The sequence below is a fragment of the Mycolicibacterium neoaurum ATCC 25795 genome, assembly GCF_000691525.1.
GTDB classification, from domain to species: Bacteria; Actinomycetota; Actinomycetes; order Mycobacteriales; family Mycobacteriaceae; genus Mycobacterium; species Mycobacterium neoaurum.
The window spans coordinates 245307-271767 of record NZ_JMDW01000011.1; the positions used below are offsets into that span (position 1 = coordinate 245307).

The 26461-nt window shown below is 66.4% G+C and carries 26 protein-coding genes and 1 pseudogene; 17 read left to right on the forward strand and 10 right to left on the reverse strand.

Annotation, left to right across the window (positions count from 1 at the left end):
- Nucleotides 1–4 precede the first annotated feature (4 nt).
- From IC40_RS0117105 to prfB, 7 genes are all read right to left on the reverse strand, one after another.
- A complete protein-coding gene (locus IC40_RS0117105; protein WP_324604718.1) occupies nucleotides 5–2272 on the reverse strand; it encodes a putative bifunctional diguanylate cyclase/phosphodiesterase in 2268 nt (755 codons plus the stop codon).
- Between the two features lie 122 nt (nucleotides 2273–2394).
- Nucleotides 2395–2898, reverse strand: coding sequence for an SsrA-binding protein SmpB (gene smpB, locus IC40_RS0117110; protein ID WP_030135923.1), 504 nt, complete (start codon nucleotides 2896–2898; stop codon nucleotides 2395–2397).
- 3 nt (nucleotides 2899–2901) lie between these two features.
- Nucleotides 2902–3795 carry a permease-like cell division protein FtsX gene (gene ftsX / locus IC40_RS0117115; protein ID WP_030135924.1) on the reverse strand — a complete coding sequence of 298 codons (894 nt, stop codon included), beginning with the start codon at nucleotides 3793–3795 and terminating at the stop codon, nucleotides 2902–2904.
- On the reverse strand, nucleotides 3795–4484 hold the full coding sequence (gene ftsE, locus IC40_RS0117120) for a cell division ATP-binding protein FtsE (RefSeq protein ID WP_019514436.1): 690 nt from the start codon (nucleotides 4482–4484) through the stop codon (nucleotides 3795–3797). Before ftsE ends, ftsX begins: the two co-directional genes overlap by 1 nt.
- A 35-nt stretch (nucleotides 4485–4519) precedes the next feature.
- Nucleotides 4520–5035 (reverse strand): Rv3103c family proline-rich protein, encoded by a 516-nt coding sequence (locus tag IC40_RS0117125; RefSeq protein ID WP_030135925.1) that lies wholly within the window; start codon nucleotides 5033–5035, stop codon nucleotides 4520–4522.
- A complete protein-coding gene (locus IC40_RS0117130) occupies nucleotides 5032–5964 on the reverse strand; it encodes a mechanosensitive ion channel family protein (RefSeq protein WP_030135926.1) in 933 nt (310 codons plus the stop codon). Before IC40_RS0117130 ends, IC40_RS0117125 begins: the two co-directional genes overlap by 4 nt.
- Nucleotides 5951–7069: a peptide chain release factor 2 gene (gene prfB / locus IC40_RS0117135; RefSeq protein WP_030135927.1), complete on the reverse strand. Its 1119-nt coding sequence runs from the start codon at nucleotides 7067–7069 to the stop codon at nucleotides 5951–5953. The genes IC40_RS0117130 and prfB overlap by 14 nt, the downstream gene beginning before the upstream one ends.
- Before the next feature lie 142 nt (nucleotides 7070–7211).
- On the opposite strand from prfB, the pseudogene IC40_RS26565 reads away from it, so the two are divergent.
- A pseudogene (locus IC40_RS26565) lies at nucleotides 7212–8561 on the forward strand (FAD-dependent oxidoreductase).
- Nucleotides 8562–8740: 179 nt separating this feature from the next.
- On the opposite strand, the gene IC40_RS0117145 reads toward IC40_RS26565, so the two are convergent.
- Nucleotides 8741–9148 (reverse strand): PPOX class F420-dependent oxidoreductase, encoded by a 408-nt coding sequence (locus IC40_RS0117145; RefSeq protein ID WP_030135928.1) that lies wholly within the window; start codon nucleotides 9146–9148, stop codon nucleotides 8741–8743.
- Nucleotides 9149–9156: 8 nt separating this feature from the next.
- Nucleotides 9157–9576, reverse strand: a complete 420-nt coding sequence (locus IC40_RS0117150; protein WP_030135929.1) for a hypothetical protein — start codon at nucleotides 9574–9576, stop codon at nucleotides 9157–9159.
- A gap of 23 nt (nucleotides 9577–9599) precedes the next feature.
- On the opposite strand from IC40_RS0117150, the gene hisN reads away from it, so the two are divergent.
- From hisN to IC40_RS0117170, 4 genes are all read left to right on the forward strand, one after another.
- Nucleotides 9600–10379, forward strand: a complete 780-nt coding sequence (gene hisN, locus IC40_RS0117155; protein ID WP_030135930.1) for a histidinol-phosphatase — start codon at nucleotides 9600–9602, stop codon at nucleotides 10377–10379.
- Nucleotides 10380–10459: 80 nt separating this feature from the next.
- Nucleotides 10460–11836 carry an acyl-CoA dehydrogenase family protein gene (locus IC40_RS0117160; protein ID WP_030135931.1) on the forward strand — a complete coding sequence of 459 codons (1377 nt, stop codon included), beginning with the start codon at nucleotides 10460–10462 and terminating at the stop codon, nucleotides 11834–11836.
- A 28-nt stretch (nucleotides 11837–11864) separates the two neighbouring features.
- Entirely contained in the window at nucleotides 11865–13076 is a 1212-nt protein-coding gene (locus IC40_RS0117165) for an acyl-CoA dehydrogenase family protein (protein WP_030135932.1), read from the forward strand.
- A gap of 67 nt (nucleotides 13077–13143) precedes the next feature.
- Nucleotides 13144–14535: an FAD-dependent oxidoreductase gene (locus IC40_RS0117170; protein ID WP_042509951.1), complete on the forward strand. Its 1392-nt coding sequence runs from the start codon at nucleotides 13144–13146 to the stop codon at nucleotides 14533–14535.
- Nucleotides 14536–14637: 102 nt separating this feature from the next.
- On the opposite strand, the gene IC40_RS0117175 is transcribed toward IC40_RS0117170, so the two are convergent.
- On the reverse strand, nucleotides 14638–15609 hold the full coding sequence (locus IC40_RS0117175) for an esterase family protein (protein WP_030135934.1): 972 nt from the start codon (nucleotides 15607–15609) through the stop codon (nucleotides 14638–14640).
- Nucleotides 15610–15842: 233 nt separating this feature from the next.
- Between IC40_RS0117175 and IC40_RS0117180 the strand changes: the two genes are divergently transcribed.
- The 12 genes from IC40_RS0117180 to IC40_RS28295 all read left to right on the forward strand — a co-directional run bounded on the left by IC40_RS0117180 (nucleotide 15843) and on the right by IC40_RS28295 (nucleotide 26369).
- Nucleotides 15843–16409 carry a TetR/AcrR family transcriptional regulator gene (locus tag IC40_RS0117180; RefSeq protein WP_030135935.1) on the forward strand — a complete coding sequence of 189 codons (567 nt, stop codon included), beginning with the start codon at nucleotides 15843–15845 and terminating at the stop codon, nucleotides 16407–16409.
- 36 nt (nucleotides 16410–16445) lie between these two features.
- Nucleotides 16446–17609 (forward strand): acyl-CoA dehydrogenase family protein, encoded by a 1164-nt coding sequence (locus tag IC40_RS0117185; RefSeq protein ID WP_030135936.1) that lies wholly within the window; start codon nucleotides 16446–16448, stop codon nucleotides 17607–17609.
- A gap of 15 nt (nucleotides 17610–17624) precedes the next feature.
- Nucleotides 17625–18233 carry an NAD(P)H-dependent oxidoreductase gene (locus IC40_RS0117190; RefSeq protein ID WP_030135937.1) on the forward strand — a complete coding sequence of 203 codons (609 nt, stop codon included), beginning with the start codon at nucleotides 17625–17627 and terminating at the stop codon, nucleotides 18231–18233.
- 175 nt (nucleotides 18234–18408) lie between these two features.
- Nucleotides 18409–18609 carry a hypothetical protein gene (locus IC40_RS0117195; protein ID WP_019514421.1) on the forward strand — a complete coding sequence of 67 codons (201 nt, stop codon included), beginning with the start codon at nucleotides 18409–18411 and terminating at the stop codon, nucleotides 18607–18609.
- 135 nt (nucleotides 18610–18744) lie between these two features.
- Nucleotides 18745–19848: a homogentisate 1,2-dioxygenase gene (locus IC40_RS0117200; RefSeq protein ID WP_030135938.1), complete on the forward strand. Its 1104-nt coding sequence runs from the start codon at nucleotides 18745–18747 to the stop codon at nucleotides 19846–19848.
- Nucleotides 19849–19879: 31 nt separating this feature from the next.
- The gene (locus IC40_RS0117205; RefSeq protein ID WP_030135939.1) at nucleotides 19880–21070 is read left to right on the forward strand and encodes an alpha/beta hydrolase family protein; all 1191 of its coding nucleotides are present in this window, start codon (nucleotides 19880–19882) and stop codon (nucleotides 21068–21070) included.
- Nucleotides 21070–22272, forward strand: coding sequence for a CaiB/BaiF CoA transferase family protein (locus tag IC40_RS0117210; RefSeq protein WP_030135940.1), 1203 nt, complete (start codon nucleotides 21070–21072; stop codon nucleotides 22270–22272). The genes IC40_RS0117205 and IC40_RS0117210 overlap by 1 nt, the downstream gene beginning before the upstream one ends.
- A 2-nt stretch (nucleotides 22273–22274) precedes the next feature.
- Entirely contained in the window at nucleotides 22275–23186 is a 912-nt protein-coding gene (locus tag IC40_RS0117215; RefSeq protein WP_030135941.1) for a hydroxymethylglutaryl-CoA lyase, read from the forward strand.
- 1 nt (nucleotide 23187) lies between these two features.
- Entirely contained in the window at nucleotides 23188–23823 is a 636-nt protein-coding gene (locus IC40_RS0117220; RefSeq protein WP_030135942.1) for a TetR/AcrR family transcriptional regulator, read from the forward strand.
- Nucleotides 23824–23839: 16 nt separating this feature from the next.
- On the forward strand, nucleotides 23840–25078 hold the full coding sequence (locus IC40_RS0117225; RefSeq protein WP_030135943.1) for an acyl-CoA dehydrogenase family protein: 1239 nt from the start codon (nucleotides 23840–23842) through the stop codon (nucleotides 25076–25078).
- Nucleotides 25075–26025, forward strand: a complete 951-nt coding sequence (locus IC40_RS0117230; RefSeq protein WP_030135944.1) for a phosphotransferase family protein — start codon at nucleotides 25075–25077, stop codon at nucleotides 26023–26025. Before IC40_RS0117225 ends, IC40_RS0117230 begins: the two co-directional genes overlap by 4 nt.
- Entirely contained in the window at nucleotides 26022–26369 is a 348-nt protein-coding gene (locus tag IC40_RS28295; protein WP_030135945.1) for a DUF6285 domain-containing protein, read from the forward strand. Before IC40_RS0117230 ends, IC40_RS28295 begins: the two co-directional genes overlap by 4 nt.
- Nucleotides 26370–26461: the final 92 nt, after the last annotated feature.

The window sequence follows — 26461 nt, forward strand, 5'->3', positions numbered from 1 at the left end:
GCCATTAAATAGTCCGCACGGCCCGGCGCTGCATCTCGGCCAGTTCGGACATCGGTACCGGACGCCCGAACAGGTAGCCCTGACCGAACCGGCCGCCTGCGCGGCAGACCATATCGGCCTGATCGGCGGTCTCGATACCCTCGGCGATCACCTCGAACCCGAGCTCACCGCACAGATTGATCACCGAGCGGTACAGCGTCAGGTCTCGGCCCGCGTCCATATCCGAGGCCAACGTCCGATCCAACTTCACGATGTCGACCGGCAGGCAGTGCAGGTAGAGCAGCGAGTTGAAACCCGAGCCGAAATCGTCGAGGGCAACCTTCACGCCGAACTCCCCGAACCGGGTGATCTGCGTGGCGGCCTTGTCCAGGTCGACGATCGGTTCGGTCTCGGTGATCTCCAGGATCAGCCGGCCGCGCGGAATCTCGTGGCGCTGCAGCACCTCGCGGACCACCTGGTCGAAGCCGGGCGTGCCCAGTCTGGCGCCGCCGATGTTGACGTGGATGTCCAGGTCGAGCCCGGCCGCGCGCGCCTCGCCGCACGCCATGTCGAGCACCAACGCATCGAGTTCGGCGCCCATACCCGCAGCTTCGGCGTCGGCGACGAATGTCTCCGGCGAGATCTCGACACCATTGCCCGCCGTCCAGCGGGCCAGCGCCTCCACCGCCACCAGCTCCCCGCCTGGCAGTGCCGCCACCGGCTGGTAGACCAACCGGAACCCCGGCGGCGGCGCGCCGAGCGCCTCCCGCAGCATGGTCGGAAAGTCCACCACCGCCCCGGCGAGCGGGTTGTAGACCACGGCGGTGTTCTTCCCCATCCGCTTGCCGGCATACATGGCGACATCGGCCTGGCGCAGCAGGTTGTCCGAGGTCTGGGACAGTGCCTCGGTATCGGGGCGCACCAGTCCCATGCTGGCCCTCACCCGCACCGACGATCCGTGCACGGGGAACGGATCACGCAGGGCGATGCGCAGGCGGTCGGCGGCACCTTCCAACTGGTCGTCGGCATCGCCATTGCTCACGATGAGCACCGCGAATTCATCGCCGCCCACCCTGGCCAGGGTGTCGCGGTCTCCGATCCCGCGCGATAGCCGCTCCCCCACCGCGCGCAGCAACTCGTCGCCGGCGGCGTGGCCGAATCGGTCGTTGACCTCCTTGAAATCGTCGAGGTCGAGGAAGATCAACACGAATTTGCCGCGAGCCATCGCCTCGTCGAGACGCTTGGCGAACAGGGTCCGGTTCGGCAGGCCGGTGAGCGGATCGTGGTGCACCTGGTGGGCCAGCCCGCGCTGCGCCCAGAACAGCCACTGGGTCAGTGAACGCTCGGCGCGCGTCGCGACCACCTGGCGGCTGGCCACCAGCACGACCATGACGATGGTCAGCAACGCCGCGAGCGCGGACACCTCACGATCGATGTAGAGGTGGTAGGCGAACAGCACCGCCACACCCAGAAAGCCCATATAGGGCAGCAGCAGATGCGGCCAGTCCTGGCGGCGCAACACGTCGACATCGCGCGCCGGGGTGGTCGGCAGGAATGCGAACGCCGTGAGCACCGGGCCGATGATCAGTCCGATGCCGACCCAGAGTTCGGCGTCGACGCGATCCACCGACCGCACATAGGCAAGCATGCGGTTGGACACGCCCATCAGCAGCAATCCACCGGCCAGCAGCATGTAGTTGGTCCGGTTCGGCCGGTCCGCGTCGTAGATCATCGCGATCAGGACGATGACGCCGATGACGCCGATCTCGGCACCGATGAACACGACGTCGAGCACCCGCATGGCCGGGCTGGCGGCCTCGAATCGGGTGCCCAGGTCGCTCATCGCTGCCAGGATGAGGAAGGCGACCGCTGCGATCACCCCGTCGAGCACGTTGGTGACCAGCGATTGCCGCAGCGGGCTGGCCGCAGGCGCCCGAATACCGCCGCTGGATCGCGCCAGCAGGATCACCGAGGTGAAGACCAGCACGGGTAACGCCAGGTAGATCGCGCGGGCCAGCATCGGCGCCCAGTCGGCGACGTGCACCTGCCACAGCGTCTGGCCGAGCACCCAGGTGAACAGTGCGCAGACGAACGACACCCGCCACCAGCGTTCGAGACCGCGTTCCCGGGCCGCCGTGACGATTCCGACGATCATGGCACCGACACCGACACTCACCTGCAGGATCAACTCGATCCGATCGGCAACCGCGGCACCGAACGGCGCGCAGGCATTGAGGGCCGCGAGGATGACGACGCCACCAAGGACGAGGGCACACAGACGCGAGCGTCGCACCGTCACCCGTCCTCCCGTGCGTCTTAACGCGTGGGCGAACTATATCCCTGTATTGCCCGCGAACCGGGTAAATACGGCCACGCCGAGAACACCGCGCCTCAAATGGCGGGAGGAGGTGGGCGTCAGCGCATTCCCTTGGCACGGCGACCGAGCTCGCGGACCACCTCACGCTGGGCATCGCGCTTTGCCAGGTCCTGGCGCTTGTCGCGCGCCTCTTTACCGCGGGCCAGTGCCAGTTCGACCTTCACCTTGCCGTCGACGAAATACAGCGACAAAGGAACCAGGGTCAGGTTGCCGTCGCGGATCTTGCCGACCAGCGTGTCGATCTGACGGCGGTGCAGCAGCAGCTTGCGGTTGCGCCGCGGTGCGTGGTTGGTCCAACTGCCGTGGTGATATTCGGCGATGTGCAGGTTGCGCAACCAGATCTCACCATCGTCGACGGTGGCGAACGCATCGACCAGGGAGGCCTGGCCCTCGCGCAGGCTCTTGACCTCGGTGCCGACCAGCACGACGCCGGCCTCGAAAGTCTCCAGGATCGAATAGTTGTGCCGGGCCTTGCGATTGGTCGCAATGACGAAGTTGTTCGCCTTCTCGGCTTTGTCCGGTTTCTTGCTCTTGGTAGCCATCTTCTATCTTCGTACGTAGAGGCGCAGCGTCACGTACGCAGTGAGCCCGGCCATCGCCACACCCACGAACAGCAGGATCGGCGAGATATAAAGTATGTCGGCGAAGTCCAGCGGCGCAATCAAATTAGCCTGGGTGAACTGCGACAGCGCCTTCTCCAGGAACAGCGACCGCACCGTCAGCAGGCCGAGCAGTGCCAGCACCACACCGATGAACGCGGCCAGCATCGCCTCCACGAGGAACGGCAGCTGGGTGTACCAGCGGGTCGCACCGACCAGGCGCATGATGCCGATCTCGGTGCGGCGGGTGTACGCCGCGACCTGAACCATGTTGGCGATCAACAGGATCGCACCGATCGCCTGCACCAGCGCCACCGCGAAAGCCGCGCTGGACATGCCGTCGAGCAGCGCGAACAGCCGGTCGATCAGATCCTTCTGGTTCAGCACGTTGAGTACACCGGGCTGACCTTGCATCGCGGTGTCGAAATCGAGGTGCTGTTCCGGGTTTTCCAGCTTCACGATGAACGAGGCCGGGAACGCATCCTTGCTGGCCACATCCTTGAACGCCGGGATCTTCTTGATCGCGTCCTCGTAGGCGTCGGCCTGGTTCAGGTAGCGCACCGAGCGGACGTCGTCGCGGGCGTCGATCTGGGCCCGCAGCGCCTTGCACGGATCCTGGTCACATGTCGGGTCGTTGGCCGAGACGTCGTTGGTGAGGAAGACCTGGCTCTCGACGCGGTCCAGGTAGATGTCACGAGACTGGTCGGCGACACGCATCACAAGTAGACCCCCACCGAACAGGCCGATGGAAATGGCCGTGGTGAGGATCATGGCCACCGTCATGGTGACGTTGCGGCGAAGTCCGGTCCAGACCTCGTTGACCAAAAAGCCGAAGCGCACTAGCGATCCATTCCGTAGACACCGCGCTGTTCGTCGCGGATGAGCCGGCCCAGTTCCAGTTCGATGACGCGCTGACGCATCGAGTCCACGATGTGGTGATCGTGCGTGGCCATCAGAACGGTGGTGCCGGTGCGATTGATCCGCTCAAGCAGATCCATGATGTCCTTGCTGGTTTCCGGGTCCAGGTTGCCGGTCGGCTCGTCGGCGATCAGCAGCAGGGGTCGGTTGACGAACGCCCTGGCGATCGCGACGCGCTGCTGTTCGCCACCGGAGAGTTCGTGCGGCAGCCGGGCGGCCTTGCCCGACAGGCCGACCATCTCCAGCACGTCGGGCACCACCCGGTTGATCACATCACCGCGCTTGCCGATCACCTCCAGCGCGAAGGCGACGTTCTCGAAGACCGTCTTCTGCTGCAGCAGGCGGAAGTCCTGGAAGACGCAGCCGATCACCTGCCGCAGCTGAGGGATGTGCCGGTCGGCGAGCTTGTTCACGTGGAACTTGGAGACCCGGATATCGCCTTTGGACGGGTGCTCGGCGCCGAGCAACAGGCGCATGAACGTCGACTTGCCCGAGCCGGACGGCCCGATCAGGAAGACGAACTCACCCTTGTCGATTTTGAGCGAGACGTCATCCAGCGCCGGGCGGGCAGAGGATTTGTACTGCTTGCTCACTTTGTCGAGGGTGATCATCACGGCACGCCAGTGTAGCGGGATCTCGACGTGTGTCAGTTCGCGCTGGGTGCGGGCGGCGGCGGTGTCGTCGCGGGCGCGGGTGCCGGACCGGGCAGCACCGGCAGCGTGATCGGCGGCAAGAGGCCACCCGGACCGTCCGGATCGATCACCGTCGTGGTCGGTTGTTCCTCGGGGGTCGGCCCGTTGCTCGACGTGGCTGGATCATCGGGTCCCGGGGTTCCCGACGTCGTCGTGGGTGACGTCGTGGTGGTCGTGGGCTCCGGCGGCTCGGTCGTCGTCGGCGTCGTGGTGGTCGGGTAGGTCGTGCGCGGCCGTTCGTAGACCTGCGTGCGCGGCACCCAGGTGTATTCCGGGTCGGGGACGAACCCCGGCGGCACGGTCTGGGTGAGCGGGGGCGGCTCCGGCGGCGGCTGATAGGTCTCGTAGAGCCACGCGGTGAAGAAGAACGCGACGATCAATCCCACCGTCGAGGTGCGCATCCGCCCGCCGAACATGTAGTTCGGCCAGCGCTTGTTGTCGTCGCCGGTGGACCGGGTTACCAATTTCACTGGCTGCGGACCTCCGAGTTCGCGGCCAGCGGTGTGGACTCCGGCTTGGAAACGATCCCGGCCCGGGCCAGCGCCGCAATGACCAGCAACCGCAACTGCCTGCCGACCTCGAACTGCTTCCCGGGCAGGGTGCGCGCCACCATCCGCAGGTTCACGGTGTCCAGCTCCAGGCTTTCCACACCCATCAGCTGCGGCCGGTCCAGCAACAGCTCGCTCATGTGCGGGTCTTTCATGGCGTTCTCGCAGACCGCGTGCAGCAGCTCGTTGACCGAGTTGAGGTCGGCGGTGGTCGGCACCGGGATGTCGACCACGGCGCGCGCCCAGTCCTTGGACAGGTTGAGCGATTTCATGATCTGACCGTTGGGGATGGTGAAGACCTCGCCATCGCTGGTGCGCAGCTTGGTCACCCGCAGGGTGACATCTTCGACGGTGCCGGTGGCGTCGTTGGAAGCGCCGAGGGTCAGTGTCACCAGGTCACCGAAGCCGTACTGCTTCTCGGTGATGATGAAGAACCCTGACAGCAGGTCCTGCACGATGCGCTGCGCCCCGAAACCGAGCGCCGCACCGAGCACGGCGGCGGGCGCCACCAAGGACCCGACGGGGATGGCCAGGATGTCGGTGATCTGCAGCAATACCACCACACAGATCAGCGCGATGGTCACCCACGAGATGACCGATGCGACGGCCTGCCGGTGCTTGGCCGTCTCGGTGCGCACCAACGCGTCACTCTCCCGGAAATCGGCGTCGATCCGGCGGGTGATGCGCTGGGCCGCCCAGTTGACGAACCGCGCGATGAGGATGGCGGCGATCACCAGCATGACGATGCGCAGACCGCGGGTGATGATCCACTCACCGATCTCGCCGCGCCAGAAGTCATGCCAGCGGTCGGCCACTGACATTGCGAGAACCGTCCCGTTAGTCGTCGTCATCTTTCCTATTGCGCCATCGGATCCCGGCTTCCAGGAAGCCGTCGATATCGCCGTCGAGCACCGCGGCCGGACTTCCGACCTCGTATTCGGTGCGTAGGTCTTTCACCATCTGGTAGGGGTGCAGAACATAGGACCGCATCTGATTACCCCAGGAGCTGCCGCTGTCACTCTTGAGTGCGTCCATCTCGGCGCGCTCTTCCTGACGCTTGCGTTCCAGCAGCTTGGCCTGCAACACGCGCATGGCCGAGACCTTGTTCTGCAGCTGGGACTTCTCATTCTGACAGGTGACGACGATGCCGGTCGGGATGTGGGTCAACCGGACCGCCGAGTCGGTGGTGTTGACCGACTGGCCGCCGGGGCCGCTGGAGCGGTACACGTCGACGCGGATATCGCCCTCGGGGATCTCGATGTGGTCGGTGGTCTCGGTGACCGGGAGCACCTCGACCTCGGCAAAGGAGGTCTGCCTGCGGCCCTGGTTGTCGAAGGGACTGATCCGCACCAGACGATGGGTGCCCTGCTCGACCGAGAGCGTCCCGTAGGCGTACGGGGCGTGCACCGCGAAGGTGGCGCTCTTGATACCGGCCTCCTCGGCGTAGGAGGTGTCGAACACCTCGACCGGGTACTTGTGCGCCTCGGCCCAGCGGATGTACATCCGCATCAACATCTCCGCCCAGTCGGCCGCGTCGACGCCACCGGCACCGGAGCGGATGTTGACCAGCGCCTCGCGCTCGTCGTACTCGCCGGACAGCAGGGTCCGGACCTCCATGGCCTCGATGTCTTCGCGCAGCTTGGCCAGTTCGGCGTCCGCTTCGGCACGCGCCTCGGAGCCGGCGTCACCCTCTTCCTCGGCGGCCATCTCGTAGAGCACCGGCAGGTCCTCGACACGTTGACGCAGCTCCTCGACGCGGCGCAATTCGTTCTGCGCGTGCGACAGCTCGCTGGTCACTTTCTGCGCGTGCGTCTGGTCGTTCCACAGGGTGGGGTCGGCGGCCTCTGCTTCGAGTGTGGCGATGCGGGCGCGCAGACCCTCGACATCGAGCACCCGCTCCACGGTCGTCAACGTGGTGTCTAGGGCGGCGATATCGGCAAGTCGGTCTGGATCCACGATTGTCGAGGTTACCGGTCGGCTTCTTCCGACTCGGCCCTCGATCGGTGCTGCGCGGCTAGGCTCGGTTGGGCAAACCCCCTCCGGCGTCGACGCGACAGCCCCTTGCGCAACGCCGGTCAGCCTCACGAAAAGGCCATGCATGCGCCCGTACCACGTGGCGATCGTCGGCTCTGGACCGTCCGGGTTCTTTGCCGCCGCATCGCTGTTGAAAGCCGGTCAGGACGACCGCGACTTCCGTGTCGACATGATCGAGATGCTGCCGACCCCGTGGGGGCTGGTTCGCTCCGGTGTCGCGCCGGATCACCCGAAGATCAAGTCGATCAGCGCGCAGTTCGCCAAGACCGCGGAGGATCCACGATTCCGCTTCTTCGGCAATATCGGCGTCGGCGAGCACGTGCATGCCGCCGAGTTGGCCGAAAGATATGACGCGGTGATCTACGCCATCGGCGCTCAGTCCGACCGGGTGCTCGGCATCCCCGGCGAGGACTTGCCCGGCAGCGTCTCCGCGGTCGATTTCGTCGGTTGGTACAACGGGCACCCGCATTTCGAGGAGACCGCGCCCGACCTCGACGTCGAGCGCGCGGTGGTCATCGGCAACGGCAACGTGGCACTGGACGTGGCCAGGATCCTGATCAGCGAGCCGTAGATCCTGGCCCAGACCGATATCGCCGACCACGCGCTGGACCAGCTGGGAACCAGAGCCGTGCAGGAGGTGATCGTGGTGGGCCGCCGCGGTCCGCTGCAGGCGCCGTTCACCACCATGGAGTTGCGCGAGCTCGGGCACATGGAGCAGATGGCCGAGGTGGACGTCGTCGTCGAGCGCGCCGATTTCGACGGCATCACCGACGAGGATCTGGCAGCCGCCGACAAGACCGTACGCACCAATATCAAGGTGCTGCGCGAGTACGCCGAACTGCAGCCCGAAGGGGCGAAGCGGCGGGTGGTGTTCCGCTTCGCGACCTCACCGGTGGAGATCCGCGGCACCGACAAGGTGGAGTCGATCGTGTTGGGCCGCAACGAACTGGTCGACGAGGGCGGTCGGGTGGTGGCCAAGGACACCGGCGAGCGGGAGGAACTGCCGGTGCAGCTGGTGGTGCGCGCTGTCGGCTACCGCGGGGTCGCCGTCGACGGGCTGCCGTTCGACGAGCGTTCCGGGACAATCCCGCACGAGAACGGTCGCATCGAAGGCCGCGAGCACGAGTATGTGGTCGGCTGGATCAAGCGCGGACCGTCCGGGGTGATCGGCTCCAACAAGAAGGATTCCGCCGATACCGTCGAGACACTGCTGGCCGACCTTGAAGAGCCTCGGTTCGACGAAGGGCACGCGCAGGAGTTGCACGACTGGCTGCTGTCACGCCAGCCCCGCCTGGTCACCGATGCGCACTGGGAGCGCATCGACGCCCACGAGCGTGCGATCGGCGAGGCGCAGCACCGGCCACGGGTCAAGGTGTCCAATGTCGAGAAGTTGCTGGGGATAGCGCACGGCTGACGCGCGCGGTGTTGTTCGAGGCTCCCTCGGCACCCGAGGGGTACCGGGTGAAAAGCCTCGGACGAGATTCTGCTGACGGTTGCGCTCAGCCCTCGACGGCGCCGTGACGACAACCCTGAAGCCAATCTCGCCCGAGGCGTTTTATCGGACTGTCAGGGCTCGGCTCGCCGAGCCGCCGTTCACTCCCCCGGTGGCGGGGTGATCTTCTCGGCGGCGATGGTGAGGATGAGCCGCGTCTCGTCGGGGTTGCCGCTGAAGTACGGGTAGGGCATGCCCAGGTACTTCTGCGAGATCTCGTGGATGCTCTCGTGTCCACCCTCGGCCGTCGTGTTCGCGACGCGGCCCCTGATGGCGTAGAAGCGCCGGACGTCGTCGGGGTCGGCGACGTTGATCGCGATCCGCGGGTCGCGGGTGAGGTTACGGTCCTTCTGCGAGCCGCCGACGATGTTGAGCACGATGTGCTCCCCGTCGGTGTGCACCCACGTCTCGGTCAACTGCGGCGCGCCGTCGGGCATCAGCGTGGCCACGAAGCAGGGACTCGGTTTACGTAGCAGGTCCAGCAGACCCTGCGGAAGCTGTTGGGACATCGGCACTCTCAGTTGGAGTTCGGGGGTGGCGGCGGCTGGTTCGGCGGCGGTGGCGGCGGGTACTGCGGCGGCGGCGCGTCCATCGGCGCGAAACCCCACTTGTCCGGATTCTTGGGCGAGTACACGACATCGATGAGCTGGCCGATGGTCGGCCACTGATCGACGTCGACGACCATCCGCTGGTAGACCACATGTTCGTTGACCGTTGGCCCGTTGATCACCCCGCTGATCGTGACGAACTGCTCACCGGTTTCGTTCGGACGCGGGCTGACACCGGTGACCAGCAGCGTGCCCGGCGCCATGTTCGCGGCGCGTCCCCCACCGAATCCGCCCCCGCCACCACCGGCGGCGGCACGCTTGCGGATCCACGGCCCCGCTATCAGGACCAGGGCACCGACCAACAGCAGGATCATCGCGAATTCGACCACGCCACCATGGTAGGCATGCGGGCATGACCGACGTCGCCGATGATCTCGCCCTCGCCCTCCGACTCGCCGATCAGGCCGACGCCCTGACCATGGACCGGTTCGGCGCTCTGGATCTCGCGATCGAGACTAAACCGGATCTGACACCGGTCACCGATGCCGACAAGGGCGCCGAGGAAACGTTGCGCGGCATTCTGACCGAGGCCCGGCCCGGCGACGGCATCTTCGGTGAAGAGTTCGGTGGCGCACCGGTTTCCACGGGGCGGGTGTGGGTTCTTGACCCCATCGACGGGACCAAGAACTTCGTCAGGGGCGTGCCGGTGTGGTGCACCTTGATCGCCCTCATCTCAGACGGCGTGCCGGTCGTCGGCGTCATCAGCGCGCCGGCACTGGGCAGGCGATGGTGGGCCGCCGACGGTCTCGGCGCCTACACCTCGTTCGCCGGCCGACAGCGACGCATCCAGGTATCCGGTGTCAACGAGCTGTCCGCGGCCAGCCTGTCCTACTCGGATCTGACGACCGGTTGGGACGACCGTCGGGAGCGATTCGTCGCACTGACCGATGAGGTGTGGCGGGTGCGGGCCTATGGCGATTTCTGGTCCTATTGCCTGGTCGCCGAGGGCGCGGTCGATATCGCCTGTGAACCCGAGGTGAAGGTCTGGGACATCGCTCCGCTGGACATCCTCATCCGCGAGGCCGGTGGCACGTTCAGCAGCCTGGACGGACAGGCGGGACCACACGGCGGCAGCGCCCTGGCCACCAACGGGCACCTGCACGAGGCCGTGCGCACCCGCCTTTCCGTGTGACGTTCATAACAGCCATGCGCTATCTTACTCTGGAGTAAGATAGCGTCCGACACACGTTGCCCCAACCACGTGAGGCTGTGATGACAAACCTCGAATCCCGTCCCAAGCGCACCGGCCCGGAAAGCGCCGTCGGACTCCAGAAGCACAAGCGCACCGCGACCGATATCGGGATCGCACTGCTCACCCCGCTCGTCGGCCAGGAGTTCCTGGACCGCTACGGCCTGCGCGATCCGCTCAACAAGGGTCTGCGCTACGGCGTGAAGACAGCATTCTCGGCCGCCGGCGCCGGAGCCCGCCAGTTCAAGCGCATCCAGAACATCGGCGGCTCCCCCACCCGGTTGGCACCCAAGGAGTCGGACTACTTCGACCTGACCCCCGATGACGACCAGAAGATGATCGTCGAGACGGTGGCCGAGTTCGCCGAGGAGATCCTGCGCCCGGCGGCCCACGACGCCGACGCCGCGGCCAACTATCCACCCGATCTGATCGCCAAGGCGGCCGAGATCGGCGTGACATCGTTGAGCATCCCGGAGAGTTTCGACGGGATCGCCGAGCACCGCAGCACCGTCACCGCGGCGCTGGTCGCCGAGGCCCTGGCCTACGGAGATATGGGACTGGCCCTGCCCATCCTGGCCCCCGCCGGCGTCGCATCCGCCCTGACCCACTGGGGAAGCGCCGATCAGCAGGCGACCTACCTCCCCGAATTCGCCGGCGAGAAGGTCCCCCAAGCGTGCCTGGCGATCGCCGAACCGCACGCCCTCTTCGATCCCACCGCACTGAAGACGACTGCGGTGCGCACACCTGGCGGCTACCGGCTGTCCGGGGTGAAATCGCTGGTCCCCGCCGCGGCCGATGCCGAACTGTTCATCATCGCGGCGGCGCTGAACGGCAAGCCCGCACTGTTCATCGTCGAGTCCTCCAGCGAGGGGCTCACCGTGGAGGCCGACCCCTCCATGGGCGTCCGGGCCGCGGCGCTGGGCCGTGTCGCGCTCGACGACGTCGCTGTTCCGCTGCACAACCGCCTCGGCGAGGACGGCGCCTCCGACCAGGACTACTCGGAAGCCATCGCATACTCGCGGTTGGGTTGGGCCGCACTGGCCGTCGGTACCTCGCACGCAGTGCTCGACTACGTCGTCCCCTACATCAAGGAGCGCGAAGCCTTCGGTGAGCCGATCGCCCACCGGCAGGCCGTGGCATTCATGACCGCCAACATCGCCATCGAGCTCGACGGTCTGCGGCTGATCACCTGGCGCGGTGCCGCACGGGCCGAGCAGGGACTGACCTTTGCCCGAGAAGCGGCCCTGGCCAAGCGGATTGCCACCGACAAGGGCATGCAGATCGGCCTGGACGGCGTGCAGCTGCTCGGCGGTCACGGCTACACCAAGGAACACCCGGTCGAACGCTGGTACCGCGATCTGCGGGCACTCGGCGTCGCCGAGGGTGTCGTCGTCCTATAGTAGCCGGTCTCTCTAGAAAGGTCTTGTCATGGCAATCAATCTGGAAATGCCGCGCAAACTGCGGGCAGTCATCGAAAAGGGACATCAGGGTGCCGCCGAGATGCTGCGCCCCATCTCCCGCAAGTACGACCTCGCCGAGCACGCCTACCCGGTGGAGCTCGACACACTGGCCACGTTGTTCGAGGGCATCTCGGCGGCCAAGACCATCTCCTTCGCCGGTGCCGACGGCGTCGGTGGCGGTGATGTCGACGGCAAGTCGAATATCAACGGCGCCAACATGTCCGCGTTGGTGAACGCACTCGAGGTCTCCTGGGGCGACGTCGCGCTGCTGCTGTCGATCCCCTATCAGGGACTCGGTAATGCCGCGATCTCCAGTGTGGCGACCAAAGAGCAACTCGAACGGCTCGGCAAGGTGTGGGCCGCGATGGCTATCACCGAACCGGGCTTCGGGTCCGATTCGGCGGCGGTGACCACCACCGCGGTCCTCGACGGCGACGAGTACGTGATCAACGGCGAGAAGATCTACGTCACGGCCGGATCGCGGGCCAGCCACATCGTGGTGTGGGCAACGGTCGACAAGTCGTTGGGCCGCGCCGCTATCAAGTCGTTCATCGTTCCCCGCGAACACCCCGGTGTCACCGTCGAACGGCTCGAGCACAAGCTCGGCATCAAGGCCTCCGACACCGCGGCGATCCGCTTCGAGAATGCCCGGATCCCCAAGGAGAACCTGCTGGGTGATCCGGAAGTCAAGGTGGACAAGGGTTTCGGCGGGGTCATGGAGACCTTCGACAACACCCGGCCGATCGTGGCGGCGATGGCTGTCGGCGTGGCACGCGCCGCGCTGGAGGAACTGCGGGTCATCCTCACCGAGGCGGGCATCGAGATCTCCTACGACAAGCCGGCGCACGCCCAGAGCGCTCCGGCGGCCGAGTTTCTTCGCATGGAGGCCGAGTGGGAGTCCGGCTATCTGCTGACCGTGCGGTCGGCGTGGCAGGCCGACAACAAGATCCCGAACTCGAAAGAGGCCTCCATGGGCAAGGCCAAGGCCGCTCGGGTCGGCAGCGATATCACGTTGAAGGCTGTCGAGATGTCCGGCACGGTCGGTTACTCCGAGCAGTCGCTGCTGGAGAAGTGGGCTCGCGATTCGAAGATCCTCGACATCTTCGAGGGCACCCAGCAGATCCAGCAACTGGTGGTGGCCCGCCGTCTGCTGGGGCTGTCCTCTGCCGAGTTGAAGTAGTCCGTCGGGCAAATATGAGTAGCGCACTACTCTAAGTGGCGGCCTCCGGGTCCCGCAGACTTCGAGTATGGCGATCGTGGGCGAGCGGGCGGTGGTGCTGGGAGGGAGCATCGCCGGCCTGCTCGCCGCGCGGGTCCTCGCCGAGCACTACCGGAGCGTCACCATCGTCGAACGCGATGACCTGACCGAGGACCCGGACGCCCGGCGCGGCGTATCGCATTTCCGCTACGGCCGGGTCTTGCCGCCCGCCGCCACCGTGCTTCTCGCCCAACTGTTTCCGGGGTTCGAGGACGATCTCGCCGCCGAGGGGGTTCCCTCGTTGCGCGGCGACAGCCTCACCCGGCTACACATCCGCGTGGGCGGGCACCGGCTGGCTCAGGACCGTGATGTCCACCGGCCCGATGCGGCGACGATGCACTTCCCCAGTTCCGGACTGGTCGAACGCACCATCCGCCGGCGGGTCCAAGCCATGGGGAACGTCACGATCCTCGACGACCGCCTCGCCGTCGGACTGGTAAGCACCGCCGACGGGTCCGCCGTCACCGGTGTCGAGGTGGCGCACGGGCAGACAACGTCCGTGCTGGACGCCGATCTCGTCGTCGATGCGACCGGCCGGGCGTCACGCACGCCCGTGCTGCTCGAACGACTGGGCTACAGTCGGCCCCCCGAGGACGATGTCGTCGTCAAACTGGCCTACGCCAGCCAGCGCCTGCAGATGCCTCCCGGCTCCCTGCCCGAGCAGCTGGTGGCCTATCTGCCGGAACCCGAGCGACCGTCGATGTGGTCACTGGTCGGTCATGAGAAGAACACCTGGACGCTCACCATCGGTTCGTTGGCCGGTCACCCACCGCCGGCCAATCGCCCGGAGATGCTCTCCGTCGGCGACGGCCTGGTACCCGATCGGGTGCTGGCTGCGGTGCGTGCCGCGACACCTGTCGGCGAGGCGGTGCATTTCCGGGTGCCATCGAACCGGTGGCGTCGTTACGACAAGCTCAAGCGTCTTCCGCGGGGCCTGCTGGTGGTCGGCGACGCGATCTGCAGTGTCAACCCGGTGTACGGCCAGGGTCTGACCTTGTCGGCCATCGAGGCGACCATCCTGCGGGACTGCCTGCGCCACGGCGACGCAAACCTGGGCCGGCGGTTCTTCCGCGCGTGCACCCCGAGGCTGCGGAGCGCATGGCGTATCGCGGTCGGTTCGGACCTGGCGCTGCCGGAGGTCGAGGGGCACCGCCGGCTCTGGGTGCGTGTGACGCAGCCCTGCCTGGCTGCGGTCACGGCGGCCGCCGAAACCGATCCGCACGTCGCCGTGGACCTGATCAAGGTGACCGGATTGCTGGATTCACCCACCCAACTCATGCGGCCGGCGTTCGTGCGCCGGGTCGTACGCGCCAACCAGACTCGGCGCGGGTCGCGATCTGAGGGGAATCGCGACCCGCGCCGCACCCAGCTCGTCCCGTAAGGGAGATAAGACGGGGGTACCGGGGGGAACCCCCTGGGGGGAAAAGGAAATCCCCCCGAGGCCGCAGGGCCTCGGGGGGATTTTCGCTTATCAGTACCTGACTCAGGCGCCCAGGACGCGCTGCAGATCAGGCTTCATGGCCTGCAGCTCCCGACCCCAGTACGCCCAGTTGTGCGTGCCGTTGTCCGGGAAGTTGAACACACCGTTGGCGCCACCCGCGGCCAGGTAGTTGTCGCGGAAGGTGATGTTGGTGCGGATGGTCAGATCCTCGAGGAAGGTTGCGGGCAGATCGCCGCCACCGAGCTCGTTGGGCTTGCCGTTACCGCAGTAGACCCAGAGTCGGGTGTTGTTGGCCACCAGGGTCGGGATGTTGACCATCGGGTCGTTGCGCTTCCAACCGCTGTTGGGATCCTGGGTCTTGCCCCACATGTCGTCGGCCTTGAAGCCCCCGGCGTCACCCATCGCGATGTTGATCAGGAACGGCCACCAGCCCTCGGAGGGGTTCAGGAAGCCCGACATCGAACCGGCGTAGATGAACTGCTGGGGGTGCCAGGTCGCCAGGTTCAGCGCGGCCGAACCGGCCATCGACAGACCGATCGCGGCGCTGCCGGTGGGCTTGACGGCCTTGTTGGCCTGCAGGTAGGCCGGGAGCTCCTGAGTCAGGAAGGTCTCCCACTTGTAGGTGACGGTCGGACCCTTGTTACGGGCCGGCGCGTACCAGTCGGCGTAGAAGCTGGACTGGCCACCGACGGGCATGATGACCGACAGACCGGAGTCCAGGAACCATTCGAAGGCCTGGGTGTTGATGTCCCAGCCGCTGAAGTCCTCCTGCGCGCGCAGGCCGTCCAGCAGGTACACGGCCGGCGAGTTCTCGCCGCCGCTCTGGAACTGGATCTTGATGTCGCGGCCCATTCCGGCCGACGGCACCATCAGGTACTCGACCGGCAGTCCGGGGCGGGAGAAGGCACCGGCGGTGGCCGTCTCACCCGCTACAGCGATCGCGCCAGGCACGACCAGCGCGGCCGCAGCAGCGGCCCCGATCCGGCGCATCCACCGGCCAACAACGTTCTGCATGTATTTCTTCCCAACTCTAATTGTTCACGGTCCCGCCCGACCCTCGGTGCTGTGTGCCCAACACCCAGAGATACCGCAGTGCTCCCTTGCACTGCGGTATCCGTGTCCGCTCGCATTACTCCGATTGGATTGCGGAGCGGACCGAGAATTCAGTTGTCGCGAGTTGCAGTAAAACATGCAGCCAGCGCGTACAGAAAGTCAGGTGCTCGGCGCGCCGTCGTAGGCTGCCGGTCATGACGACCGCTCCGAAGCCGTCCGGCAGCCGCCTGACCACGGATGACTGGCTTCAGGCCGGCTACACGATCCTCGCTGAGGACGGTCTCAAATCTCTTAAAATAGATGCGCTGTGTCGCCGCCTCGGCGTGACCAAGGGCAGCTTCTATTGGCACTTCCACGACATGGCGGGCTACCGGGCCGCACTCATCGAGTCCTGGGGCGATCTGCGTGATGACGATCGGCGCCGCATCGAGGCCGTCGACGAGCTGCCCCCGCGGGACCGGCTGGTCCAGATGATGGCGTCCCTGGTGAGTCCGCGGCACTGGACGCTGGAACGGGCCATGCGCGAGTGGGCCCGAACCGACGAGGCCGTCGCCGACAGCGTGCGTGCCGCCGACCGACGGATCCTGGCCGCGGTGCGCAGGGCGTTCGAGGACCTCGGGTTCGACGCCCAGGATGCGGATCTGCGTGCCAACGCCACCTTCGCGGCCGGTATCGGCTTTCTGCACCTGTTGGGCAAGGCTCCCGACAGCCGACTGTCCGAGCAGAGCGAGCGGTTCCTGGACCTGATGGTCACCCACTGACCACTTCCATACCAAAAGGTATGGTACGTTTCGGGCATGACGACGACCGAGGCACGTTGCGTGATCACTGATGAGTTCGTGGCGGCCTTGGCCGCGCGCGCCGAGGAGGCCGAGACCCTGCGCCGGTTACCCGATGCGACGGTGGCCGACCTGACCGCCACGGGGTTCACCGATCTCTTGGTCCCAGCGGCCTACGGCGGCCGTCAGGCGCCGTTCCCCGCCCTGCTCGACCCGGTGCGCCGGATGGCCCACGGGTGCACCTCCAGCGCGTGGACCATCGGCTTCCTGACCCTGCACAACTGGATGCTCGCGCTATTCGGCGAGCAGGCCCAGCAGGAGGCGTTCACCGACCGCCCGTTCCTGGCTCCCGCCCCGCTCGCGCCGACCGGTCGGGGTGTTCCCGTGGACGGCGGCATCCGATTGACCGGCCGCTGGTCGTGGGCCACCGGCGTGATGCACGCCAACTGGATCATCGTGTCCGCGCTGTGCGGACCCGATGACGGCCTGTTCCCCGCACTGGCACTGCTCCCGGCCGCCGATATCACCGTCGAGGACGTCTGGCACACCGACGGCATGCGGGCGACGGGCTCCAACGACGCCGTCATCACCGATGTGTTCGTCCCCGAGCACCGACTGGTGCGAATCACCGATATCTACGCCGGCACCGCGCCCGGCGCCGGACTGCACGACAGCCCGACCTACCGCTGGCCGATGGTGCCGGCCCTGGCCCTGCTGTCGGCGATGCCAGCCCTCGGCAGCGCCGAACGCGTGACCGAGATCTACGCCCAGCGCCTGGCCGAGCGCGTGCTGGCCTACGAGGGCGTCATGCAGAAGGACAAACCGATCGCCCAGGCCCGGCTCGCGGGCGCGCACGTGCGCCTTCGCGCCCTGCGCGGACTGCTCGCCGACACCGTTGGGGAGATCGAGACGATCGTCGCGGCGGGTGACAGTGTCGACAAGCCGGTGCGCGCCCAGGCTCGGTTGGCCGCGGCGCACATCGTGGCGGAATCGAAGGCCGTCATCGCCGATCTGATGGGGGCAGGCGGCGCGAGCATCCATTTCTTGTCCAGCCCCATGCAGCGTTTCAAGCGCGATGTGGACGTGCTGTCCGGGCACGTCGTCTTCGACTACGACACCGCACGGGAGCTGGCCGGGGCCCTGAGCCTCGGCATGAAGATCCCCCGTACCTCGATGATCTAGGAAGTGGCGTCCGACATGAGCACCCTCTGGATCGAGGGCAGCCCGAAGGGCGATGACGCGCTGTCCTCTCAACTTGCCGAAGCATTCCTGGAAGGCACTCGTTATCAACGCTTCTCGGTATGGGATGAGGATCTGCTGAGATTCGGCCACGATGCGGCGGTGGCCAAGTTCGCTCCCCTTTTCGGTGACACCGTCACCGACCGACAGCAGGACATCTGGCAGCAGGTGCTCGACGAGATCGAGCGGGTACGCAGTTTCGACCGGCTGGTGATCTCGTCACCGATGTGGAACTGGCACATACCCCATGCGTTGAAGGCCTGGATCGACATCATCGTGCAGCCGGTCGCCAGCTTCACCCTCGACGCCGAAGGGCGGCATGTCGGCACCCTCGGCGACGGAAAACCTGTCCAGCTCATCCTGACCCGCAGCAGTGCCTATGACGGACGACATCCCGAACTGCACGATTTCCAGCGCCCGTATCTGGAGTACGTATTCGGCATGCTCGGCTACCGGGTGCGGACACTCGTGATCGAGCCCACAACCCGCTGGAAGCCCGATGAGCGGGCACGGATGCGCACCGAGGCAATCGAATTGGCTCGCCGAGCCGGGGCAGCGACGGGGTGACCGCTCGAAGCAATGTCGGTGTGTCCGAACCGTCGGGACCCGGACACCACCTTTGACCAGCATCGATCGTCGCGAATCTGAGCCTGCCACCGTCGGCACGTAGCATTACCGCGACCCTGGCGATACTCGGCGGACGACGCCACGCCGATCGACGGCACCGATATGAGATAGCGACATGAGCGACGAGACATCTGCGGGCGAAGCCATTGCGCTCGCCGACCCGCAGGAGCCACCGAAGCCGCGAGCACCGGCCACTCCAGCCGGCGAGGATGGCGCGACCACTCCGGGTGGTCCCGTCATGGTTCTGGTGGGCGTGAGCGCGTTCATCACCTACAAGGTGTGGCGATATCGGCGCAGGCGCGCGCACCGCCGCTAGCCACACGCCCGCATCCGACGCACAGACAGCGGACTCGTCGTCACCGGCGAAACCGGCTCCCCCGGGCCCTTGCATACGACCAAAACAAAAAGTAATGTCACTTTCAGTTTTCCGGACCGACATCCGAGGAGCACCATGGAATCCTTTGTCCACCTTCGGAAAGGCAAGACGCCCAAGCGGGTGCACGCCGATCTGGACGGTCTCAAAGACGACGAACTCGGCCGAGGTGGCTTCGTCGGCCGCACCGCCAACATGTACCGGCGCAACGATCCGACCGCGTACCGCACGGTGGGGCCCCTGCGTCCCACCGATGTGCTGTCCTCGGAACTCAAGCCCGGCGATGCCACCGATGCACATGGCGGTCCACTACTGATGTTCAGCAATGCCGACTGCCAGGTGCTGCTGAGCAGGCGCACCGAGCCGATGCCGTTCTTCGTGCGTTATGTCGACGGCGATCTGCTGCTGTTCGTGCACAAGGGCGCCGGACTGCTGGAGACCGAATTCGGCCCGTTGCGCTATCGCGAAGGCGATTGGGTCTACATCCCCAAGGCGTGCACCTTCCGGCAGGTGCCCGATGAAGAATCGACCTGGCTCATGATCCAGGCCACCGACGACTTCCGGGTACCGCCAGCGGGCACGCTGGGCCGGCATTTCCCGTTCGACCCGGCACAGGTGACCATTCCCGAGCCCTCCCCCATCGACGACGACGGCAGGGACGAATACGAGGTGCGACTCATCCACTCACCGGTCCAGGGGGCGGGCTCCACTTCGTTGTTCTATCAACACAATCCGCTCGACGTCGAGGGGTGGCGCGGGGACAACTTCCCGTTCACGTTCAACATCGAGGACTACACCGTCATCACCTCCGAGAGCGTGCACCTGCCTCCGACGGTGCATCTGTTCATGCAGGCAACCGGGGTATACGTGATGAACTTCCTGCCCAAGCCCGCCGAAAGCGTCCCGGGCACCGAACGCACCCCGTGGTATCACCGCAACGTCGACTACGACGAGATCGCGTTCTTCCACTCCGGTTCGCTCTACGGCATCCCGATGCCACCCGGACTGGTTTCGCATGCGCCGCAAGGAGTTCACCACGGCGCACCGGAAAAGGCACGCGAACGGGCCCGCCGCAAGTTCGACGACTACGACCGGGTGGACTGGTCGGTGATCGCCATCGACACGCGGCGGCGGCTCACTCCGTCCGCCGAGATCCTCGCCAACGACCTGGGACAACACTGATGAGCGCCTGCGCGAAGAAGGAACAGCACTGATGAGCATCACCGAAGCGCCCGTCAAGCACGAGTACGACCGCATCCCGTATCTGGTTGCCTACCAGAATAATTCGAGTGTCCGCGACGTCTACGGCGGCGTCGCCGAACTGGTCGTCCTGGAGAGCTACCTACTCAAGCCGAAGGACAAGCCATCCGATACGGTGCTGGTCTTCATGCACCCGATCGGTGGCGGTGCCTATCTGCCGATGATCAATGCGTTGGCCCGCGCGGGCCATCACGTCATCTACTGCAACAGCCGCTTCCGCGGCACCGACTCGGCATTGCTCATGGAGAAGGTCGTCGAAGACCTCGGCGAGTGCATCAAGGATGCCAAGAACCGCCTGGGCTACTCGAAAGTCGTGCTGGCCGGGTGGAGTGGCGGCGGCTCGCTGTCGGTGTTCTACCAACAGCAGGCACAGCACCCGACCGTGACCGCGAGCCCCTCCGGTGACGGACCGGACCTCACCAAGCTCGGTCTCATTCCCGCCGACGCCATCATGCTGCTGGCGGCCCACATCAGCAGGCACGGCACCATGACCGAGTGGATGGACGCCTCCATCCTCGACGAGAACGACCCCTCCCGACGGGATCCCGAGCTCGACCTCTACAACCCGGACAATCCGAACCAGCCGCCCTACACGCCGGAGTTCCTCGATCGCTACCACGCGGCACAGATCGCCAGGAACCGTCGGATCACGAAGTGGGTCAAAGAGAAACTGGCGGAACTGAGGGCCGCCGGACGACCGGATGACGAGTACGCCTTCGTCGTGCACGGCACCATGGCCGACCCGCGCTGGCTGGATCCGACCGTGGATCCCAACGAACGCACCCCGGGGCAGTGCTATCTGGGCGATCCTCAGGTGGTGAACATGAGCCCGGTGGGACTGGCCCGGTTCTGCACGCTGCGCAGCTGGCTGTCACAGTGGAGCTATGACGACGCCAACGGCGATGCGGTCAAGGCAGGCCCTGATATCGCGGTGCCGACCTTGGTGATCGGCAACCTGGCCGACGATGCCTGCACGCCCAGCCACACCAGAAGGTTGTTCGAGGCGATCGGGCACCCCGACAAAGAGATGCACGAGATCCACGGCGCCAACCATTACTACTCCGGTCCCGATCAGCGTGGAACCCTGCGCCAGGCGGTCGCCATCTGCACCGATTGGCTACACCGGCACGGGTTGTCGACCTGATGGTCACCGGACCGCTGGACGGCATCAGGGTGCTCGAACTCGGCACCCTGATCTCTGGTCCGTTCGCCGCACGACTGCTCGGCGACATGGGTGCCGAGGTCATCAAGATCGAATTGCCGACGACCCCGGACCCGTTGCGCACGTGGGGACAGGCCGAGCTCGACGGGCACCACTTCTTCTGGACGGTGCACGCCCGCAACAAGAAAGCCGTCACCCTCGACCTGCGCACCGGTCGCGGCCGGGAGCTCTTCCTCGAGCTTGTCGACCGCACCGATGTGATCGTGGAGAACTTCCGACCCGGCACCCTGGAGAAATGGGACCTCGGTTACGAGGTACTCAAGGACCGCAACAAGGGCATCATCCTGGTGCGGGTCTCCGGCTACGGCCAGACCGGACCGGATGCCGGCAAGGCCGGCTACGCATCGGTGGCCGAGGCGGCCAGCGGCCTGCGCCATATGAACGGCTTCCCGGGTGGGCCACCCCCGCGGTTGGCGCTGTCCCTCGGGGACAGCCTGGCAGGCATGTTCGCCGCCCAGGGCGCCCTTGCCGCGCTCTATCGACGCACGGTCACCGGTGAGGGGCAGGTCGTCGACACCGCGCTCACCGAGAGCTGCCTGGCGGTGCAGGAATCCACCATCCCGGACTACGACGTGGGCGGCGTCGTTCGCGGCCCGTCGGGAACCCGGCTGGAAGGTATTGCGCCGTCGAACATCTACCAGAGCGCTAATGGCAGCTGGGTGGTGATCGCCGCCAATCAGGACACCGTCTTCCGCCGGTTGTGTGCGGCGATGGGTCAACCGGAGCTGGCCACCGATGAACGATTCGTCGACCATGTCTCGCGCGGCCGCAATCAGGATGACCTCGATGCCATCATCGGCGCCTGGGCCGCGGTTCGCCAGCCCGACGACATCATCGGCACACTGTCGGAGGCCGGGGTGATCAGCGGGCCGATCAACACCGTCGCCGAGGTCGTCGAGGATCCACAGCTGCGGGCCCGCGGCATGATCGCCGACCACTGGGACGAACGGATCGGGCGATTCGTCAAGGGTCCGGGCATCGTGCCGCTCCTCTCGGAGTCGCCGGGGTCCATTCGCAATGCCGGGTCCTCATGTCCCGGGCAACACAACGACGAGATCTACACCGGACTACTGGGACTCAGCGCCGAGGAGCTCGAGTCGCTACGTACCGAGGGGGTGCTGTGACGATGAAGCTGCCCGCCAAGGTCGACATCCGCGAGGTCTGCCTGCGCGACGGCCTGCAGATCGAGGCGCCGATCTCGTTGTCGGCCAAGGTCGAGTTGCTGGAGGCTATCGTCGCCACCGGAGTTCGGGAAGTGGAGGCGACCGCCTTCGTCTCACCATCGAAGGTGCCCGCACTTGCGGATGCGGCCGAACTGGCCCAGGAGTTGCACCGGTACAGGGCATCTCACGATGTCGAGTTTTCGGCGCTGGTCGCCAGCCCGAACGGGGCCAAGCGCGCCATCGCCGCCGGACTGGACTCCATCGAATATGTGGTGTCGGCCTCCGATGCGCACAGCCGGGCCAATGTCGGACGCGATACCGCCGAGGCGACCACGGCCATCGCCGATGTCACCCGGATCGCCCATGACCAGGGTGCACGTGTCGAAGTCATCATCGCGACGGCCTGGGACTGCCCGTTCGACGGTCCGACGGATCCGCGCCGGGTCATCGACATCGCCTCGGCCGCTGTCGAACTCGGGGTGGACCGTATCGCCATCGCCGACACCATCGGCACCACCACCCCGCTGCGGGTGAGCACCCTGATCGAGGCCATCCGCCCGATCGTCGACGGACTGCCACTGGGCGCACATTTCCACAACACCCGCGGGGCGGGACTCGCCAGCGCGTTCGCCGCCGTACAGGCCGGCATCACCCGTCTCGACGCGTCGATCGGCGGACTCGGCGGCTGCCCGTTCGCGCCGGGCGCCAGCGGAAACATCGCCACCGAAGATCTGGTCTATCTACTTCGCGACAGCGGTATCAGCACCGATGTCGACCTCGACGCCGCCATCGCCGCGGCGCGGATCGCCCAGCGAGCCGTCGGCCACGAGCTACCCAGTGCGCTGCTGCGCGCCGGTGATCGAATCGTGGGCTGAGATGGCGCACCCGTCCGCCACATCGGATCCATCGTCCTCCCTGACTGCCAAAGGCCGCCAAACCCGGGAGGCCATCGAGCTGGCCGCCCGGAAACTGTTCGCCGAGCGCGGTTTCCACGGCACCACACTGGCCGATATCACCTCTGCCGCAGGCAAGTCCGCTGCGGTGTTCTACCGTTACTTCGACGACAAGGAGGATCTGCTGGCTTCGCTGGCCCAGTCCTTCCTGCACGATATCGTCGAACCGTCCGGAACCAAGGTCCCGTTGCCGGATTCGCCCGCCGACACCGACTATTTCCACACCGTGGTCACCGGATACTGGAACCTCTTCAAACGCAATATCGGCATCATGATCGCCGTCGCCCAGCTCGCGGCCACCCAACCCCGATTCGCCAAAGTGCAGTACGAGTTCCGACGCTTCGGGATGGATCTGGTCGCCGAGTCGGTGCGCCGTGCCCGCGAGCAGGGTTACGCCCAAGACCTGGAGCCCGAACACATCGCGGCGGCGATCGCGCTGCTGTTCGAGAACTTCACCGTCGTCGTGGTGGGAAACCCCGGCACCGCGCTGCAGATCAGCGATGACGACGCCATCACCACCCTGTCGACCATCTGGAAGAAAACCCTGTACGGCAACTGAACCGAAAGAGATCAACGTGGATTTCGCGCTACCGGAACATCTTCCCGCTCTGCTCCAGGAGATGGACGCCTTCATCGAGGCCGAGATCAAGCCGCTGGAACGCGAGAACATGCAGTATTTCGACCGTCGGCGTGAGTTCGCCCGCACCGATCTCGACAACGGTGGGGTCCCTCGCCGTGAGTGGGAAGATCTGCTCGACGAGATGCGCCGGCGCGCCGATGCCGCGGGCTGGCTGCGATATGGGCTCCCCGAGGAGTTCGGTGGGCGCGGCGGCTCCAACCTCGACATGGCTGTCATTCGAGAACACCTGGCGCACAAGGGACTGGGCCTGCACAACGACCTGCAGGACGAGTCCTCGATCGTCGGCAACTTCCCGCAGGTGATCATGATGAGTCGGTTCGGCACCGCGGCGCAGAAGGCCGAATGGATCGAAGCCCTACTGACCGGCACCCGCTCGATGGCCTTCGGGTTGACCGAGCCCGACCACGGCAGCGACGCGACCTGGCTGGAGACCACCGCCGTCCGCGACGGGGACGACTGGGTGATCAACGGCGCCAAGCGGTGGAATACCGGCGTGCACCGGGCCACCCACGACCTGATCTTCGCCCGGACGTCCGGCGAGTCGGGGTCGGCGGTCGGTATCACCGCGTTCCTGGTCCCGACCGACGCCCCGGGTTTCAGCGTGCCGTACTACTGGTGGACGTTCAACATGCCCAGCGACCACGGCGAGGTCGAGCTCGATGACGTCCGGGTGCCGTCCGATGCGGTGCTCGGCGACGTCGACCACGGCCTGGAGGTCGGTCAGACCTTCCTGCACGAGAACAGGATTCGACAGGCAGCCAGCAGCCTCGGCGCGGCCCAGTACTGTATCGACCGCGCCGCCGCCTACGCCGGGGAACGCGTCGTGTTCGGCAAGCCGCTGTCGGTGAACCAGGCCGTGCAGTGGCCGTTGGCCGAGCTGCAGACCGAGGCCCAAATGGTGCGTCTGCTGGTGTATTACGCAGCCTGGCACCTGGATCGCGACCACCACATGGAGGTCTCGGACAAGGTATCGATGGCGAATTACCGCGCCAACCGGCTGGTGTGCGAGGCAGCCGACCGCGCCATGCAGATCCACGGCGGTATCGGCTACAGCCGGCACGAGCCGTTCGAACACATCTATCGCCACCACCGCCGGTACCGGATCACCGAGGGTGCCGAGGAGATCCAGATCCGCCGCGTCGCCCAGCGCATGCTGAAGTTCGGCCGTAAGTGACCGCGCGGCCCGACGAACGGCTGGCCGACCGGCTGGCCACGGTGCTCGGCGCGAACCGCGTCACCGACCTGCGGGTGCTCACCGGCGGTGCGAGCCGGGCGACATGGGCGTTCCATGCCGACGACCGAGCCCTCATCCTGCGCACCGGTCCGCCCGACGATGTGCACGCCGGCATGGAACTGGAGGCGGCAGCGCTGCGGCGGGCCGCGGAAGCCGGCGCGCCCGTCCCGGCGGTCCTCGCTGCCGACGATTCCGGCGCGGTACTGGGAACTCCCTATCTGATCTGCGATTTCATCGGCGGCGAGACGATCGTGCGCAAGATCCAGCGCACCCTCGACACGTCGGCCCGCGCGCGACTGTTGGACCAGTGCGCGCAGGCACTTGCCGCCATCCACCGCGCGAACCCGGCCGGCATAGGGTTGCCGACGACCGACCCGCTCGACGAATGGCGGGCCCAGCTCGACGAGATGGGCGACACCACTGCGGTATTCGAATACGCCTTCCGGTGGCTCGAGCGGCACCGGCCGGCCCGTACACCCGCGGTGCTTGTGCACGGCGATTTCCGGATGGGCAACCTGATCGTCGACGACGGCCGATTGGCCGCGGTGCTGGATTGGGAGCTCACCCACATCGGCGAGGCACTGGACGATCTCGCGTGGTTCTGTATCCGGGCCTGGCGCTTCGGCGCCCCGCGCGAGCTCGCCGCCGGCGGGCTCGGCAGCATCGAGGACTTCGTCGCCGCCTACGAGGCCGCCGGCGGCGCCGCAATCGACCGCAGCGCGCTGCGCTGGTGGCTGGTCGCCGCCACGCTGCGCTGGGGGGTCATCTGCCGCTATCAGTTCGAGCGGCACCGCTGCGGGCAGACCCGTTCGGTCGAGCTCGCGGCGATCGGACGCCGGGTGTGCGAAACCGAGTACGACCTGCTCACCCTGTTGGAGGCAGCATGACCGATCTGCACTACCGGCCGACCGCAGCCGAGCTCGTCGCCGCGGTCGCTGAGTTCCTGGAGGGTGAGGTACGCGCGGCGACGGGGCCGGATAGTCCGCTCGCCGACGCGGGTGCGCTGAACTTCCACGCTCGGGTGGCGGCCAATGCCCTGCGCACCGTCGAACGGGAGTTGCTCGACACCGGGCCCGCGCCGGAGCTGCTGGGCTTCGCCGACGAGGCGAGCCTGGCGGCAGCCATCCGAAGCGGGGATCTCGACGACCGCGACGCCGACGTGCTGCCCGTGCTGCACGCCCTGGTGGCGCGGCGCGTGGCCGTGGCTCATCCGGGCTACGACACCGAATGATGACACCGGATGGGCCCGCGGTGCGTTCAGAGCGTCGAATACCGGATCGCTGGCACAGCACCGGTGTTCAACCTGAAGAAAGATGAGGTCAA

Bases quoted from the DNA above. Each gene is read 5' to 3' on its own strand.
- IC40_RS0117205 (WP_030135939.1), top strand. From the start codon at position 19,880: ATGAGCATCACCGAAGCGCCCGTCAAGCACGAGTACGACCGCATCCCG.
- IC40_RS0117215 (WP_030135941.1), top strand. From the start codon at position 22,275: ATGAAGCTGCCCGCCAAGGTCGACATCCGCGAGGTCTGCCTGCGCGAC.
- IC40_RS0117180 (WP_030135935.1), top strand. From the start codon at position 15,843: ATGACGACCGCTCCGAAGCCGTCCGGCAGCCGCCTGACCACGGATGAC.
- IC40_RS0117130 (WP_030135926.1), bottom strand. From the start codon at position 5,964: ATGACGACGACTAACGGGACGGTTCTCGCAATGTCAGTGGCCGACCGC.
- IC40_RS0117210 (WP_030135940.1), top strand. From the start codon at position 21,070: ATGGTCACCGGACCGCTGGACGGCATCAGGGTGCTCGAACTCGGCACC.
- IC40_RS0117170 (WP_042509951.1), top strand. From the start codon at position 13,144: ATGGCGATCGTGGGCGAGCGGGCGGTGGTGCTGGGAGGGAGCATCGCC.
- IC40_RS0117160 (WP_030135931.1), top strand. From the start codon at position 10,460: ATGACAAACCTCGAATCCCGTCCCAAGCGCACCGGCCCGGAAAGCGCC.
- IC40_RS0117195 (WP_019514421.1), top strand. From the start codon at position 18,409: ATGAGCGACGAGACATCTGCGGGCGAAGCCATTGCGCTCGCCGACCCG.
- smpB (WP_030135923.1), bottom strand. From the start codon at position 2,898: ATGGCTACCAAGAGCAAGAAACCGGACAAAGCCGAGAAGGCGAACAAC.
- IC40_RS0117175 (WP_030135934.1), bottom strand. From the start codon at position 15,609: ATGCAGAACGTTGTTGGCCGGTGGATGCGCCGGATCGGGGCCGCTGCT.
- IC40_RS0117145 (WP_030135928.1), bottom strand. From the start codon at position 9,148: ATGTCCCAACAGCTTCCGCAGGGTCTGCTGGACCTGCTACGTAAACCG.
- IC40_RS0117190 (WP_030135937.1), top strand. From the start codon at position 17,625: ATGAGCACCCTCTGGATCGAGGGCAGCCCGAAGGGCGATGACGCGCTG.
- ftsE (WP_019514436.1), bottom strand. From the start codon at position 4,484: ATGATCACCCTCGACAAAGTGAGCAAGCAGTACAAATCCTCTGCCCGC.
- IC40_RS0117200 (WP_030135938.1), top strand. From the start codon at position 18,745: ATGGAATCCTTTGTCCACCTTCGGAAAGGCAAGACGCCCAAGCGGGTG.
- IC40_RS0117165 (WP_030135932.1), top strand. From the start codon at position 11,865: ATGGCAATCAATCTGGAAATGCCGCGCAAACTGCGGGCAGTCATCGAA.
- IC40_RS0117220 (WP_030135942.1), top strand. From the start codon at position 23,188: ATGGCGCACCCGTCCGCCACATCGGATCCATCGTCCTCCCTGACTGCC.
- IC40_RS28295 (WP_030135945.1), top strand. From the start codon at position 26,022: ATGACCGATCTGCACTACCGGCCGACCGCAGCCGAGCTCGTCGCCGCG.
- IC40_RS0117185 (WP_030135936.1), top strand. From the start codon at position 16,446: ATGACGACGACCGAGGCACGTTGCGTGATCACTGATGAGTTCGTGGCG.
- hisN (WP_030135930.1), top strand. From the start codon at position 9,600: ATGACCGACGTCGCCGATGATCTCGCCCTCGCCCTCCGACTCGCCGAT.